At 43.2% G+C, this 15,309-nt stretch carries 17 protein-coding genes; 8 read left to right on the top strand and 9 right to left on the bottom strand.

Features of this window, described 5'->3' with window-relative positions; translation table 11 throughout:
- Positions 1-182 precede the first annotated feature (182 nt).
- The 6 genes from greA to B5J93_RS10940 form a co-directional block, all read right to left on the bottom strand.
- A complete protein-coding gene (gene greA, locus B5J93_RS10915) occupies positions 183-659 on the bottom strand; it encodes a transcription elongation factor GreA (protein WP_029102452.1) in 477 nt (158 codons plus the stop codon).
- 136 nt (positions 660-795) lie between these two features.
- A complete protein-coding gene (locus B5J93_RS10920; protein ID WP_079326403.1) occupies positions 796-1,119 on the bottom strand; it encodes a hypothetical protein in 324 nt (107 codons plus the stop codon).
- A complete protein-coding gene (locus B5J93_RS10925; RefSeq protein WP_079326404.1) occupies positions 1,119-1,439 on the bottom strand; it encodes a hypothetical protein in 321 nt (106 codons plus the stop codon). Before B5J93_RS10925 ends, B5J93_RS10920 begins: the two co-directional genes overlap by 1 nt.
- 228 nt (positions 1,440-1,667) lie before the next feature.
- Positions 1,668-2,363 (bottom strand): ribulose-phosphate 3-epimerase, encoded by a 696-nt coding sequence (gene rpe / locus B5J93_RS10930; RefSeq protein WP_079326405.1) that lies wholly within the window; start codon positions 2,361-2,363, stop codon positions 1,668-1,670.
- Between the two features lie 112 nt (positions 2,364-2,475).
- A complete protein-coding gene (locus tag B5J93_RS10935; RefSeq protein WP_079326406.1) occupies positions 2,476-3,864 on the bottom strand; it encodes an OmpP1/FadL family transporter in 1,389 nt (462 codons plus the stop codon).
- A gap of 281 nt (positions 3,865-4,145) precedes the next feature.
- Positions 4,146-4,361, bottom strand: coding sequence for a SlyX family protein (locus B5J93_RS10940; protein WP_079326407.1), 216 nt, complete (start codon positions 4,359-4,361; stop codon positions 4,146-4,148).
- A 78-nt stretch (positions 4,362-4,439) separates the two neighbouring features.
- Here B5J93_RS10940 and B5J93_RS10945 point away from each other — a divergent pair, with 78 nt between their 5' ends.
- Together B5J93_RS10945 and B5J93_RS10950 are read left to right on the top strand one after the other, a co-directional pair.
- Complete coding sequence (locus B5J93_RS10945) at positions 4,440-6,392, top strand: ATP-binding cassette domain-containing protein (RefSeq protein WP_079326408.1); 1,953 nt, start codon at positions 4,440-4,442, stop codon at positions 6,390-6,392.
- 103 nt (positions 6,393-6,495) lie between these two features.
- Entirely contained in the window at positions 6,496-7,476 is a 981-nt protein-coding gene (locus B5J93_RS10950; protein WP_228144931.1) for an LpxL/LpxP family acyltransferase, read from the top strand.
- A 42-nt stretch (positions 7,477-7,518) separates the two neighbouring features.
- Here the strand turns inward: B5J93_RS10950 and B5J93_RS10955 are convergent, their stop codons facing one another.
- Positions 7,519-8,928 carry a hypothetical protein gene (locus B5J93_RS10955; protein ID WP_115236916.1) on the bottom strand — a complete coding sequence of 470 codons (1,410 nt, stop codon included), beginning with the start codon at positions 8,926-8,928 and terminating at the stop codon, positions 7,519-7,521.
- Positions 8,929-9,017: 89 nt separating this feature from the next.
- Here B5J93_RS10955 and trpS point away from each other — a divergent pair, with 89 nt between their 5' ends.
- Genes trpS through scpB form a run of 5 tightly spaced genes read left to right on the top strand, consistent with a single transcriptional unit; the run spans position 9,018 to position 12,429 of the window.
- Positions 9,018-10,058, top strand: coding sequence for a tryptophan--tRNA ligase (trpS, locus tag B5J93_RS10960; protein ID WP_079326411.1), 1,041 nt, complete (start codon positions 9,018-9,020; stop codon positions 10,056-10,058).
- Between the two features lie 9 nt (positions 10,059-10,067).
- Positions 10,068-10,244 (top strand): hypothetical protein, encoded by a 177-nt coding sequence (locus B5J93_RS13595; RefSeq protein ID WP_158080738.1) that lies wholly within the window; start codon positions 10,068-10,070, stop codon positions 10,242-10,244.
- Between the two features lie 10 nt (positions 10,245-10,254).
- Complete coding sequence (locus B5J93_RS10965) at positions 10,255-10,890, top strand: nuclease-related domain-containing protein (protein WP_079326412.1); 636 nt, start codon at positions 10,255-10,257, stop codon at positions 10,888-10,890.
- On the top strand, positions 10,891-11,805 hold the full coding sequence (locus tag B5J93_RS10970) for a segregation and condensation protein A (RefSeq protein WP_079326413.1): 915 nt from the start codon (positions 10,891-10,893) through the stop codon (positions 11,803-11,805).
- 15 nt (positions 11,806-11,820) lie between these two features.
- The gene (gene scpB / locus B5J93_RS10975) at positions 11,821-12,429 is read left to right on the top strand and encodes an SMC-Scp complex subunit ScpB (RefSeq protein ID WP_079326414.1); all 609 of its coding nucleotides are present in this window, start codon (positions 11,821-11,823) and stop codon (positions 12,427-12,429) included.
- Between the two features lie 254 nt (positions 12,430-12,683).
- Here the strand turns inward: scpB and B5J93_RS10980 are convergent, their stop codons facing one another.
- Together B5J93_RS10980 and B5J93_RS10985 are read right to left on the bottom strand one after the other, a co-directional pair.
- Positions 12,684-13,394 carry a YoaK family protein gene (locus B5J93_RS10980; protein ID WP_079326415.1) on the bottom strand — a complete coding sequence of 237 codons (711 nt, stop codon included), beginning with the start codon at positions 13,392-13,394 and terminating at the stop codon, positions 12,684-12,686.
- 131 nt (positions 13,395-13,525) lie between these two features.
- On the bottom strand, positions 13,526-14,338 hold the full coding sequence (locus B5J93_RS10985) for an enoyl-ACP reductase FabI (RefSeq protein WP_079326416.1): 813 nt from the start codon (positions 14,336-14,338) through the stop codon (positions 13,526-13,528).
- Positions 14,339-14,605: 267 nt separating this feature from the next.
- Between B5J93_RS10985 and folE the strand changes: the two genes are divergently transcribed.
- Complete coding sequence (gene folE / locus B5J93_RS10990) at positions 14,606-15,223, top strand: GTP cyclohydrolase I FolE (RefSeq protein WP_079326417.1); 618 nt, start codon at positions 14,606-14,608, stop codon at positions 15,221-15,223.
- Positions 15,224-15,309: the final 86 nt, after the last annotated feature.

A 15,309-nucleotide genomic window follows, 5' to 3' on the forward strand; every position in this document is an offset into this window, starting at 1 on the left:
GGGTTCGGTTGGTATATCTTAAAGGTGCGTGATGGGGTTACTTGACCGCCTGCGAAAATCAGCCCTGCTTGATATAAAAATAGCCCAATGGTAATCACAACCATGAGTAAATGCAAGTGTTTCATAAGACGACCTTAGTAAGTTGTGTTGTTTGTGTTATCTGCGGCGACTGGCAAAGCTCATTATTCGTACAAGACTTCAACAATCTCATACTCTGCCAAACCACTTGGGGTCTGGATTTTGGCTTCATCGCCTTCTGACTTACCAATCAAACCTTTGGCGATGGGACTGCCGACCGAGATTTTGCCGACTTTGACATCCGCTTCATCTTCGCCCACGATTTTGTAGCGTTTTTGCTCACCCGAATCCACGTCTTCGATGACCACGGTCACACCAAACACCACACGTCCGTCTTGGGGTAGGGTGGTTGGGTCAATGACCTGAGCCCCGCCAAGTTTTGCTTCGATGTCACGAATACGTGCTTCGGACAGCCCTTGCTGTTCCCGAGCGGCATGGTATTCGGCATTTTCTTTTAGGTCGCCATGCTCACGAGCTTCGGCAATGGCGGCGGTAATGCGTGGACGCTCCACGGTTTTGAGCTGTTTTAATTCTGCTTCTAGGGCGGCGTGTCCTTGTGGGGTCATGGGATAGCGTTGCATGGTCTCTCCTGATAATTATCAATACATAGCTAAAAACACCACGCCGATTGGGGTGGTGTTCTGTCATCTGTGATTGGCTTTTTGCCAAATTGTTAGCTTGATAGTATACCAAAAACAGCCAGTGATTGCAACTGTTTTAACGCCAATATCTAAGTTTTGCCATCATAAATAACAGCCCCACAAACATCCCCAGATAATACGCCATACGCACATCAAAGCTGTCATCTCGGTACTTGATGGGCAGACTGACAAGGGCGGTACAGCTTGGGATTAGCACAAGGTATAGCACCCAATTTTCCAGAACGTGAAGTATGCCTTGCATACTGTTGCCATTACCATAGCGATAAGCGGACAGACTTGTGAGCATGATGACGATGATAAGGGTCAAAATCAAGCCTTTGGGAATGTCCTTTGGCACAAAGCGGTCGGGTAAAATGTTGCTTATTTTAAAATTTGCCATCAGCTATACCGCCCCATAATCGTTAAAATCGTCACAACAGATGTAAGATACCCAAGCGTGATGGCGTTCTGGGTTTGGATATTCGCCCCTCTAAATTTGTTTAAAATTTTTGCCCCACCAACAAATAATGCTGGCACAACAATCATAAAAAACGACACCACCACAGACGCATGACGCACCACCGCCCCCACGTCATGCCCTGCCAGTAGGCGAAAGCCATACCCTGCCAAGGCAAGTACAAGGGCAAAAACAGCAAGCCCAATGGTTACGCCAATGGGGACAAGGCTTGGGGGTTTGGGGATGGGGTGAGTCTCTTGCATAATTATACCTAACGAATTTGATATCTACCACAGGCTTTGTAGGGACGTGCTGAGCGTGTCCTTTAATGTTATCATTTTTTATAGGCGTGCGCAGCACGCCCCTACACCCAAACATCATTACATTTGTGGTAATTTTAAATTTTCTTGGGTATATTTAATTGGTTTGGTTTATGGCATTAGGGCAAATGTGGCTCGCCCCTACATTCATATTTTCAAATAGAAAAACATTTATTTGGCAAAATCTGATTTGGTAAGCTCATCACGCATTTTGTCAATGACCGTCTTATAATCATCTTTACCAAAAATCGCCGAACCCGCCACAAACATATCCACGCCCGCATCCGCAATCGCACGGATATTATCAGGATTGACACCGCCGTCAATCTCCAAGCGAATGTCAAGCCCACGCTCATCTATCATACGGCGAATCGCTCGCACTTTATCAAGCGTGCCGTCAATGAACTTTTGTCCGCCAAAACCAGGGTTTACACTCATGATAAGAATCTGGTCAAGTTTGTCAATGGTATAATCTAGGTAGTGTAGGGGCGTGGCAGGGTTAAACACCAGTCCGCACTTGATACCACCATCCTTGATAAGCTGTAAACTTCTGTCAATATGCTCCGATGCCTCTGGGTGGAACGTGATGATGTCCGCCCCTGCCTTGATAAATTCTTCAATCATTCTATCGACAGGCTTTACCATCAGATGCACATCAATCGGAGCGGTAATGCCATAATCTTTTAAGGCACGGCAGACCATCGCCCCGAAGGTCAAATTTGGTACATAATGGTTGTCCATGACATCAAAATGCACCACGTCCGCCCCTGCGTCTAACACGGCTTTTGTGTCATCGCCCAAGCGAGCAAAATCGGCTGATAAAATGGACGGAGCGATAAGAAATTGTTTTTCGGGTAGAATTTTCATATTAGATAATAAAGTTAAAATTTGGCTTATGATAGCAGATTTTTACTTATTTTAAAAATAAAAAAACAAGCCAAAACATCTGCTTTGACTTGTTTTAAACATTTTGCCATGATTATTTTTGCTGATAAGCTAGCTTCACACCTGCGATAAAGCCATCATTATCATCAAATTCACCCACTTTTACACCATTAGGCAACTGAGCGGTAGCATCACCAAATTTCAGGTATTTGCCACCCACCGATACCGACCATTCTGGGGTAACGTTATATTTTGCACCCAAACCTAGGCTGTAATAACCTTTGATGGGTCCAAGCGTACTAACAGGATTGCCTGCTCCACTGTCATAGCCGACACTGCCTGATACAGCAAGTTTATCATTAAGTTTCTTACCCAAACCAACTTCGGCCGACCATTGGTCTTTATCATAACCCACGATGGGTAATGGCACGTTGTTATTTCCTAAGGCGGTTACGTTACCATACTGTGGTGGACGAACGTCAAAGTCAGACCATGGTGCATAGCGTACTTTGGCAGTTAGGAGCGTGGTTGGGTTGATGCCAGTTTGAAAATCTAGGTTCCAGGACTCAGGCAGGGTTACTTTAAAGTTTTGAGAGCCTGCATAGGTTGTGGCAGGCACCACTTCGGCAATAGAACGCTCGTGGTCAATCTCAGAGCGGTAGGTCAAGGCAGCTTTTAGGGCAATCTCAGGCTTGTGATAAGCAACACCAGCGACCCAGCCATAACCCATGTCCGCCCCGATGTTGGCATCATAGCCTGTCATCGGTCCATAAGCGGTGCCACGCAAATGCACTTCACCAGTTAAGCGTTGCATTTGTGGGCCACCATAGATTTGGAAATTTTTATTTTCGCCCAATTTAGCACCGAGCAATAATGTGGCGTTTTGGGTGCGAATTTCTACATTGGTACCTTCGCCTTTTTGTTCTTCGGCAGTAGATGCGACATTTAACGCACTGCCTAAGCGACGAGCAGTCGTGACAGCGGTAGCAAGTTGTGCTTGTAATGCAGTAGTATCACCACCAACTGCTGCTGTTTGTGCAATGACATTTTGTAACTGAGCAATACCAGCTTGTGCTTGAGCAAGGCCTGCTTGGGCAGTTGCCACATTAGGGACAAGCCCGCCAGTTAAAGCACGAACCGTTGTATCCGCTCCTTGACTAACAAAGTTATTGCTACCACCATACTGTACCGCTGCACCCCATGGCTCATCATAGAGAACACCGACGCTAAACGTGTCATTAATGTCCGCTTTCACACCAAAGCGAGCAAAGTCATAGGCTTCGGCGATGTCAGAGATTGAGTTGCCAGATGTATCCTTACCCGAGATGTCCGCATCAATATAGGTGTAGACCACTTCGCCATAAGTGCCTTCTTGTAAAAATGCCGTGATGTCCTGCCCTGAACGGTCAAGACCTGCCGCGTTTGCCACGCCAACTGCACTGATGGATGCAATCGCTACTGCTAAATGTTTGTAGTTAAACATAGAACCACTCCAATGATTACCATAAAATTTCCGTATGTCGCACATACCGCCTAGAAATTTGGTTAAAACATCCATACAACCGTTTTTACAATCGTATAACAAACGTTTTAACAAATGTTTCATTGCTACATATTAAAACAAAATAAACACGAATGCAATAGCAAAAATCGCACAAAATCACTATTTTTTGCGATTTTATCAGAAATTTTTGTAATTATAGATAAAATATTACAAATAAGAATAATTATTATAAATTAAATACCGTTTTTTATTTTACCCACTCAATAATGCGGTGGTCTGTCTGCGAGTAAATCAAACGGAGCAATGCCGTCATCATCACGACTTTCTAAGAATTTATACAAGAACTTTAATTGGTCTTGTAAGTCCTTTAAGGTCTTATCTTGCTGGGCGGTGACGTCATTTAGCGTATCTACCGTATTTTCAAGATAGGCGATTTTGATTTGCAAATCAGTAATATCAGCGTGGGTGGCGGTCATTTTATTTTCCCCTTTAAGGTGTAAAATTTGCTATAATTGCCCCATTTTATCATTGAAAATCCGTATTGAAAATAAATTATGGCACTCATTCATCTAAAAAATATCTCCCTTGCCTTTGGCGTCGCCCCCATTTTAGACCATGTTAATTTTAGCCTTGATGCAGGCGAGCGGGTGTGTCTCATCGGACGAAATGGCGAAGGCAAATCCACGCTGTTTAAGCTTATTGACGGCACGCAAGCCCCCGATGACGGTGAGATTATCATCGCAGACGGCTTGCGTGTTGCCATGCTTGCCCAAGACGTGCCAAACGATGACGGCACCTTGCTTGACATTGTCATGAATGGCGATGAAAAAGTGGCAACTCTGCTTCGCCAATACCACGACCTATCGGACAAATGTGGGATGGGCGACATGACCGCTTGCGAGCGTATGACGGACGTACAACATGAGATTGACGCCCTGCACGGCTGGGAGTTGGAGCGAAACGCCCGCACCTTGCTTGACAACATGGGGTTAAATCCCACAGATCGCCTTGCCGACCTATCAGGCGGACGAAAACGCCGTGTCCTGCTCGCTCGGGCGTTGGTGGTTAAGCCTGATGTGTTGTTACTTGATGAGCCGACCAACCATTTGGACGTGGAGAGTATTGATTGGCTAGAAAACTACCTGCTCGGGCAAAATTTGACCGTGCTGTTTATCACGCACGACCGCAAATTTGTGGACAATCTTGCCACTCGCATTGTGGAATTGGATAGGGGAAAACTCTCCACTTATGACGTAACACAAGGGGTCAAGGGCTATGCTCGCTATCAAAAATTAAAAGAATTGGAGCTTGCCAGCGAAGCCAAATCCTTTGAAGAATTTGACAAAAAACTTGCCCAAGAAGAAGTCTGGATTCGCCAAGGCATTAAGGCAAGGCGTACTCGTAATGAAGGGCGTGTGCGTGCACTAAAGGCACTTCGTGAAGAGCGAAAGCAACGCCGTGATGTGGTGGGGAGCGTCTCACTCACCCAAAACGTATCCGAAAAATCAGGAAAAATCGTCTGTGAAGTCAAGGACTTAAGCCTGGAATATGATGGCAAAATACTGGTCAAAAACTTCTCAACCCTGCTCATGCGTGGCGATAAAGTTGGCATCATCGGCAATAATGGCGTGGGCAAAACGACCCTAATCCGCACCGTGCTTGGGCTTGACGACTCCGCCAAAGTAAGCGGTACAGTCAAACTCGGTACAAACCTAAATATCGCCTTTTTTGACCAATTAAAAGACCAATTAGACTTTGATAAATCCGTTGCCGAAAACGTCTCCGAAGGCTCGGACTATGTGGACGTGGGCGGAAGACGCACGCACATTTTGGGGTATTTGCAGGACTTTTTGTTCACGCCAAACCGTGCCAGAACGCCTGTCAAGGCTCTATCAGGGGGCGAAAAAGCCCGTGTACTGCTTGCCAAAAATTTGCTAAAACCTGCCAACGTCTTGGTGCTTGATGAGCCGACCAACGACCTTGACATGGCAACTTTGGAGCTTTTGGAAGAATTTGTTGCAGGATTTGACGGTACGATTTTACTCATCAGTCACGACCGCACCTTTATGGACAACGTGGTAACGCAGACGTGGGTATTTGGCACGGACAAGGACGGTCATGGCGTGATTGATGAATATGTGGGCGGTTATCAAGATTATCTGACCCAAAAAGCACGGAGTGAACCAACCAAGCCCAAAACGGATAAAGTTGAAAAAGCGGAAAAATCAGAAACAGTCAAAACTGACAAACCAAAATCCGACACGCCCAAGCCCGAGCAAAAACGCAAACTCTCCTATAAAGAGCAACGTGAATTAGAAAGCCTGCCCAATGAAATCACCGAACTTGAAAACGAGCAAAGCGAGCTAAATGACAAACTGGCGGACGGTTCGCTATTCGTTAGCGATTTGGCATTGGCGACCCAATACAGCGAACGGCTTGGCGAGATTGACGAGCTTTTAATGGAGAAGTTGGAGCGTTGGGACGAATTGGAAAATTTGGTAAAATAAATACAGGCAAAAAACAATGAGCAATAAAAACTGCTGTGGGGGTAATTGCCACACCGACAACCAAACCCCACAATTAAATAACCCACAAATTGACATTAAAAAAATGCCCAATTTGACCGCCACGCACAAACAAACAAGCATGGCGGACAAAGCCCCTTTTCAATGGGAATTTTTATTGCCAAAATATTGGGGGGTTTGGTTTGCCTTGATGATATTTTTACCGCTTATTTATTTACCCCTTCGTATCCAGTTTTGGCTTGGCAGAAAAATTGGCGAATTGGCGTATATACTAATAAAAAGACGGGTCAAAGATACGCTCACGAATCTAACCCTTGCCTTTCCTGATAAATCAGATGATGAAAAAGTATTAATTGCCAAACAGGTTTTTGTCAATCAAGGCATTGGTATTTTTGAGACGCTAAATGCATGGTTTCGCCCCAATGTTTTTAAACACACGTTTAGCATTTCAGGTTTACAGCATTTAATTACTGCCCAAAAAGAAAATAAAGCAGTGATATTATTGGGTGGGCATTTTACGACATTAGATTTGGGTGGGCGGTTATGTACGCAGTTTTTCCCTGCCGATTGTATGTACCGCAAACAAAACAACCCACTTTTGGAATGGTTTATTTATAATGGTCGCCGTCATATTTTTGACGAACAAATCAATAGCCGTGATATGAAAAAACTCATTAGTCGGATTAAAGACGGCAAAGTGATATGGTATAGCCCTGACCAAGATTTTGGCTTGGAGCATGGGGTTATGGCGACATTTTTTGGTGTGCCGTCTGCAACCATTACCGCCCAAAGGCGATTTGCCGGTATGAATAAAAAAAATCCGCCTGTTTTTATCGCTTTTGATATGATTCGCCAGACGCCTGACAACATCCCCAAAGACAAACGTCCGCATTATCATATTAGCCTATCGCCTGTCATTGAAAATTACCCTAGCGATGATGAAGTGGCGGACGCCCAGCGTATTAACGACATCATGGAGCAAAGCATCAAAAAAGACATCGCCCAATGGATGTGGTTTCATCGGCGGTTTAAAACGCAGGCGGACGGAACGGATTATTATGGGTAATTTTACCGCCAAATAAACCACATGAATACACCATTGGTTTGCTTAACCACTAAGACCCATTAGTCTTCGTTTTAGTGCAAGTATTTCATTAAAACCATTTTGACGAATATTGGCAAAAAGGCTACTTACCCTATCCAAATCCTGTATACCAAGCCTTTGAGTGTGCATGGCTTTATTGCGAATATTTCCAAGAGTCTTCCAATTTGATAAAAATGTATTAAAATCCCCCATATTCCTAAATTCTTGTGGTAAGTTGTTGTTTCTTAATAAATGCTCTGCAACCAGTGCCATTTGACCAATGGCAGGAGGAATAAACTTTCCTTCTTTTTTGTGATTAAAATCAATAGGTCTAGGATTATTAATATGATTGGGAGTATAAGAAAATTTGCCATGACCAAGAAATGGTCTATTAAAATAGTGTGGCATATCAATTCCTAGAGTTTCACGCACATATTGCACCCATGAGAGATTTGTTTCAATCTCAAAAATTTTTGTGATTGGTAATATGCCAATAGAAGAATCTATCCCGTTGCCAAATCTTTGAATAATAGGCATAATATTATTAAATGTACGATAGAGCAACTGGCTTTCTGTGTCAAAGTGCATTCCTAGTTCATCACAGTTTTCATTATTATTAGCCAACCTAGTAGAGACAAATAACAAATACTGACTAATGCGATTTTCGATAATTATACGTTCTTCATCGTTTTCATCAAGATGTCGAATACTCTCTTTTAAAGAATTGATATTATTTCTAATTTTATCTCTTGCAGTAGCGAATATCTCTTGATTGCTATTCAGATTAAATGAATATAAGTCCACCAAAGCATCAGCGATAGACATAATCTGATTTACATAAAACTCATCGTTTTCAATATTAATATTTCTGATTAGTTGTAAATATCTTTCATCATTAAACTGATTAAACAATTCAAAAGTATTATCGCAAAAATCACTAATACTCTCAAATTGCTGTTCTAGGTGAATATGATTGGTTCTTATTACTCTAAAACCATTGAAAGTCAGATTATTCCCCAAAAGAATAACGGGTAAATCATTATAATTAATATTTAGATACTGACAAAATCCATAAATATCCAATTGAGACTGATTTTGGTCAATAGCATCAGCAAAAGGTTGGTGATAAAATCTATTACGAGTGCGTCTTCGCCAGTTATCAGATGGTTGAGCTAGGGTAAAAAATAAAAAATTTTCCCCTGTAGTCCTATCAAGTCTTTCAAAAAAATTATTGATAAAACGGTCAAATTGCATATGGCAAACAGGGTCGTGAACTACCACAGCAAACAACTTAAACTGTTGCGATAACTCCCTATAGTGGGAGTTATTTCTATGTTTATTGTCAGTAATAGCTACTAAAGCTTCGTAAGAATTCATTGGATACCCCATTGCTTTTTCCTTAATTGTCCGTAAAATTATTATAAATTTTAACATGAGCATTTTCATAATACAATCAAATATTTTTGTGTTGTCATGTTTGAAAATCTGCTATAATCCATCTTTTAAAAACCTATGGAAAAACCATGACCACCAAACGCATTTTAACAGGCATTACCACCACAGGCATTCCCCATTTGGGCAACTATGTTGGGGCGATTCGTCCTGCCATTCAAGCGGTACAAAATTCCGATGATGACGCTTTTTTCTTTTTGGCGGATTATCACGGGATTATCAAATGTTTTGACCCTGATGAGATTCATCGCTCCACCAAAGCCATTGCCGCCACTTGGATTGCCTGCGGTCTTGACCCCGAAAAAGTTACCTTTTATCGCCAGTCGGACATTCCCGAGATTCCCGAGCTTGCGTGGATATTAAACTGCTCTTGTGCTAAGGGTCTCATGAACCGAGCCCACGCCTACAAAGCGAGCGTGGACATAAACCTTGCCAAAGAAGACACGGACGCTGATTTTGGGATTAGCATGGGGCTGTTTAGCTATCCTGTGCTGATGAGTGCGGACATTTTGATGTTTAACGCCACGCACGTCCCTGTCGGCAAAGACCAGATTCAACACATTGAAATGGCACGGGACATCGCAGGGACGTTTAATTTTAAATACAAAGAGCTGTTCACGCTCCCCACTGCCGTAACGGACGAAAACACGCCCCTACTGACAGGGCTTGACGGTCGCAAAATGAGCAAATCCTATGGCAACACCATTCCGCTCTTTGGGGACGGCAACCCCACCATTGACCCACAAAAGGCGTTAAAAAAAGCAATCGGGCAAATCGTAACCAACTCCCAAGCTCCCGAAGAACCTAAAAATCCTGATGAATGTAATATTTTTGAGATTTATAAAGCCTTTGCCACGCCTGATGAGATAAATGCCCTTGCTGAGCATTATAGACGTGGTATTGGTTGGGGGGAGGCTAAGGAGATTTTGTTCAATAAGATTGACGGTGAGATTGCTCCCATGCGTGAAAAATACGCTCATCTTATGGCAAATCCTAAGGAGCTTGAAGAGATTTTGCAAATGGGGGCGGTTAAGGCTCGCCGTGTCGCCCAAAAACAACTGGATAAAACCAGACGTGCGATTGGGATTAAACCGCTTGCGAAGTTGAAATAAGGAAAAGTCATGCGAATTTCTTTTGAAGAATTTTTAAAATCTGACATTCAAAAACAGGAAATTGAGCCAATTATCCCTATGGATTTGGACAGTCAAAATCCTGCGGTACATAGATTGATTAAAAATTCTGCCAGACGGGTTATTAAACAGCACCAAAAAGAAATTAAAGCATTAAAGTATAAGTGAAGTTAAAATAATGGACATATTACCCATTTTCTTAAATTCGCTCAAACCACTTTTATGGTTTTTGCCAATTTTATTTCTCATTGCCTTTTTAAAATCACCCTTTTTCAAAGGGTGGTTTGGCGAGAAACTGGTTAATATAAAATCCAATCGCACTCTACCAAAAGATATTTATCATACCTTTCATGATGTTTTGATTGAAGATAATTTGGGTATGACGCAAATTGACCACATTTATATTTCAAAATTTGGTATTTTCGTGATTGAAACCAAAAATTACAAAGGTTGGATTTACGGCAAAGCTCACGACAAAGAATGGACAAAAAATGTTTATGGTAAAAAACACCCTTTTCAAAACCCACTTCATCAAAATTACCGACACATCAAAGCCTTAGAAAAAACTTTGAATTTAGCAAATGATTATTTTCATTCTGTTATTGTTTTTGCTGGTAATTGTGAATTAAAAAGCTCTTTTCCTGATAACATTTGTTACTTATCAAATTTTACGGATTATATTTTATCCATAAAAGAACCCATACTTTGCCAAGATGAGATAGAGCGTTTAATTCATTTATTAAACATGAAAAGATTGAAAAATAATAAAATCAATAAAAAAGAACACATCAAACATTTAAGGCAAACCCATTAAATGACCGACACCACCCAACCCGACACCCCTATCCGTATTTTTGATACGCCTGTTTCATCCTTGCCTGATGATTTATATATTCCGCCCCAAGCATTTGCGATATGGCTTGAACAATTTGCAGGCCCGCTTGATTTTTTGTTGTATTTGGTCAAAAAGAATAATTTTGATTTGACCGAAACCGCCATTTTGCCGATTACCGAGCAATATTTGACTTATATCAAAGAGCTTGATGATACTTATTTTGAATTGGCGGGCGATTATTTGCTTATGGCAAGTACGCTCATCGCCATAAAAAGCGAACTTTTGCTCCCCCAACCACAAATCACAGGCGAAGAGCTAAGCCCCAAAGCACGACTCATCAGACGGCTAGAAGAATATGCCCAAATCAAAGAAGCCAGTCGCCGATTAGATAGCCTAATCCGCCTAGAACGTGATGTGTTTTTGGCATTTACGAGCCTGCCTAGTAGCGAAGCCATGAAAGCCGAACTGCCAAGCTACTCGCCCCAGATACTTATCAATAGCTTGATTACTATGCAAATCAAGCCTGATTATCAAATGCACCACATCAAGACCGACCCTGTGCCACTACCTGAGCGTATCGCCAAGATTAGCCTGATGTTAAGCCAACAAGGTTCTGGCACGTTTGCTGAGTTGCTCGATGAAACGCAGGGGCGTGTGGGCGTGGTCGTGAGTTTTGTGGCGGTGCTTGAACTTCTAAAACGGGGGCTGATTGGCTTTGCTGACGGTGATGACGCCCTGCTAAAAAGCGAGATAAATGTGGACATCGCCCAGAGTTTTCAGCTTGAAGTCATGGACGCCCCCACGTCCAAAAAAGGCAAGCAAAAAGACCCTTTATTTAACATCAATAACACTGGCTTTGACTTGTCCGAGCAGACTTTATATTGGCTTCATTAATCATTAGGCAATCGTATGCAAAACAACCAACCTTTATCCACGCTTACACCCAACAGCGACAGCGACAATATCGCTGACGACATCAAAAACACCCACGCCACTGCCACAGCGTTAAGTCGCTATATTGAAGTACTACTGCACGCCAGCGAGTCGCCTTTGACGGCAGATGATTTAAAAAAACATTTAATGATAAGCCAAGATGAATTTGACGTGGCACTGGCGGTGCTAGAAGAGCGTTTGTCGCACAGCGTGCTGACCCTTGCCAAGACCGCCAGTGGCTATCGCTTGCAAATCAAGGACTCGTACAGTCGCATTATTCATCAGGTGTTCCCCGAACGCCAAGAGACCCTAAGCCAAGCCCTGTTAGAGACCCTAAGTGTCATCGCTTATAAACAGCCTGTAACTCGCTCGGACATCGAGCATATTCGTGGCGTGAGCGTGTCTAGCCATATCTTACGCCAACTGTTTGATAAGGGTTGGATTATGGAGAAGGGACATAAAGACGTGTTGGGTCGCCCTGCCTTATTGCACACCACAAAGGCATTTTTAGACGCATTTGGTTTGACTGATTTAAAAGAATTACCCGAATTGCCTGATTTGGAAAATTTTAAAGTGGGCGGGTAGGGCTCATATTAAAATGACTGATTTCATAATATTGGGTTGTCTATAAAGTATTATCTTAATTTCTTTTAAATCATTGATTTTAATTTCTTTTAATTTAATATTATTAAATTGGGATATGTAGGGGCGAATTATATTCGCCCAAATATTCATTAAAAAATACATTTTTAAAATTACAAGTATTTAATTAATCATATTTTAATGATCAATTTACAATTAATATTAAAATTTCCCCTATTAATTTTTAAACCCCCACCCTATCTTTTTCTTTTGCGTTTTATTATCATGAATTTAATCATACGCTCGGAGCGGTGAAACCATTTTTCCATATGCACATAACCCATTGCTGACAGAAAAATAATGGTAATGGGTAGGAGCATTGACCAATAGCCATATTTGACATATAGCCACACCGCCACAAAGCCGCCGCCAAAAAATCCCCACCATAACGCACTTTGTAGCACCACTTTGGCAAGGCTGACCTTTCGCCCCACAAGCCAATGCCCCACCGTCGCCCCCAAATCGGACGTTACTCCTGTCAAATGCGTGGTACGCACCACCGCCCCGTGATAGGTTGCCACCATAGAGTTTTGTAGTCCGCACGCCATGGCGATGAGCATTTGCCCGTAGTCGTTGCCCGACAGATACAGCCACAGACTGCCACAGAGCAGGACGAATTCTAAGTACATGGCATAGCCATAATGACGCTTGATGTGTAGCTCGCTACCCCCGATAATCATGCCACTTAGCACCGAGCCAAGCCAAAACGAGCCCACCGACACGAGCAGTAGCCACAGGTTTTCCCAGTCATGATGAAAGGACGTTACCGCCAGCAGGCTGATATTGCCCGTAACGTGTGATGCCGAAACGTGGGTAAACCCCATGAGTGCGGTTGTGTTCAAAATGCCAGCACTAAATGCCAGCACCACCGCCCCACACAGTACCCAAGTGGGAAGTTGGTTTTGCATGACCGATAAATGAGTGATAACAAACCAATTAGTTTACAAAACTTTGGACAAAAATAAAAGCACACAACACAAGACGTGCTTGATTGTGTGCTGTTAAAATGTTACAAAATTTTACAAACCTTGGGCGTGCCTTACTCGGTATCGTCCGCCACCAGCTCCATAAGCTCACTGCTTAGTCCGACAGTGTTAAACCCTGCGTCCACAAACAAAATCTCGCCTGTAATACCGCTCGCCCAAGGCGATAGTAAGAATAAGGCGGCGTTACCCACTTCCATTTGATTGATGTTACGCCCAAGGGGTGTTACTTTTTCGGTAACGTCCAGCATTTTACGGAACGACTTGATGCCACTGGCGGCAAGGGTGCGAATCGGGCCTGCACTAATGGCATTGACACGAATGCCTTCTTTACCCAGCGAGCTTGCCAGATAACGCACCGATGATTCTAGGCTGGCTTTGGCAAGCCCCATGACGTTATAATTTGGCAACACAGAAATACTGCCTTCATAAGTCAAAGTCAAAAGCGAGCCTTGACGTTTGGCAAGCAGTTCACGACTGGCTTTGGCAAGTGCCACGAAGCTATAACTGGACACATCATGAGCAATGGCAAAGCCTTCACGGGTCGTGGCGTCCGTAAAGTCGCCGTCCAACTGCTCGGCAGGGGCAAAACCAATGGCATGTACCACACCGTTCACCCCGTCACCCCAAATGCGAGCCACTTCATCAAAGCATTTGGCAATCTCATCATCCGAGCTAACATCGCAAGGCAACACCGCCACCGCCCCAAAAGTCTCGGCCGCCATATCCACCCGCTTTTTGATTTTGTCATTGGGGTAAGTCAAAATCAGCTGGGCCCCCTCACGGTGCAAGCATTCGGCAATCGCCCACGCAATCGACAGCTTACTGGCAATGCCCGTTACCACAAATCGTTGACCTTTTAATAACATCAGTCGCTCCACGCATTTAGTTAAAATTGTTAGCATTATACCACAGATTTTGGCAAATGGGGAAAATTTAGAAACGATTGTAAACTTTTAACGAAATCGCCATTTGTTTTAATTTGGTTGTTTTAAGTTGTTTTAAAAGGGTAAATTTAAAAGGGTAATTTTAAAAAGCAAAAATTATAACCCATTGACACCGCAAAGCACACAAACCATTTGGCAAATCTGGTCTTTTTCGCTATAATATCACGTTTATTTTTATTTGATAATACCATGTGCCAACATTGCAACAGCCACGCCACTTCCGCCTTTTCTTTTGATGTAGAAGCCACCGCCCAGAACTACGCCAATATCATCTCTGCCAGTGGCGAAAACCTAAGCCGTGAAGGACTGCTTGATACGCCCATGCGTGCCGCCAAAGCCTTTAAGGACTTGACGGCAGGCTATCATCAAGACCTGCATACGGTTGCCAATGATGCCATTTTTGCCAGTGATAATGCTGATTTGGTGCTTGTGCAAAACATTGAATTTTATTCGTTATGCGAGCATCATATTTTGCCGTTTTTTGGTGTGGCACACATCGGCTATCTGCCAAATGGTAAGGTGCTTGGCTTATCCAAACTGGCTCGCATTGTTGATATGTATGCCAAACGCCTACAAATCCAAGAAAACCTAACCAAACAAGTCGCCCAAGCCATCCATGAACTCACAGACTGCCGTGGTGTGGCGGTCGTCATGGACGCAAGCCATATGTGCATGATGATGCGTGGCGTGGGCAAACAACAGTCCACCACCCGCACCACCTGTATGCTTGGGGTGTATGAGACGGACAATCAAGCCCGAAATGAATTTTTGAGTGCCATTCCTAAGCGTGTGCCGGCGTTTGGTTAATGACATAAAAAAGGTGTGTGGTATGCACTCTAGATGATTATTGTGGTAATGGTTGGATCGGATAAATACCCCCCAAACCTTAAAAC

This window comes from Moraxella equi, from assembly GCF_002027555.1.
In the GTDB taxonomy this organism is placed as follows: domain Bacteria; phylum Pseudomonadota; class Gammaproteobacteria; order Pseudomonadales; family Moraxellaceae; genus Moraxella; species Moraxella equi.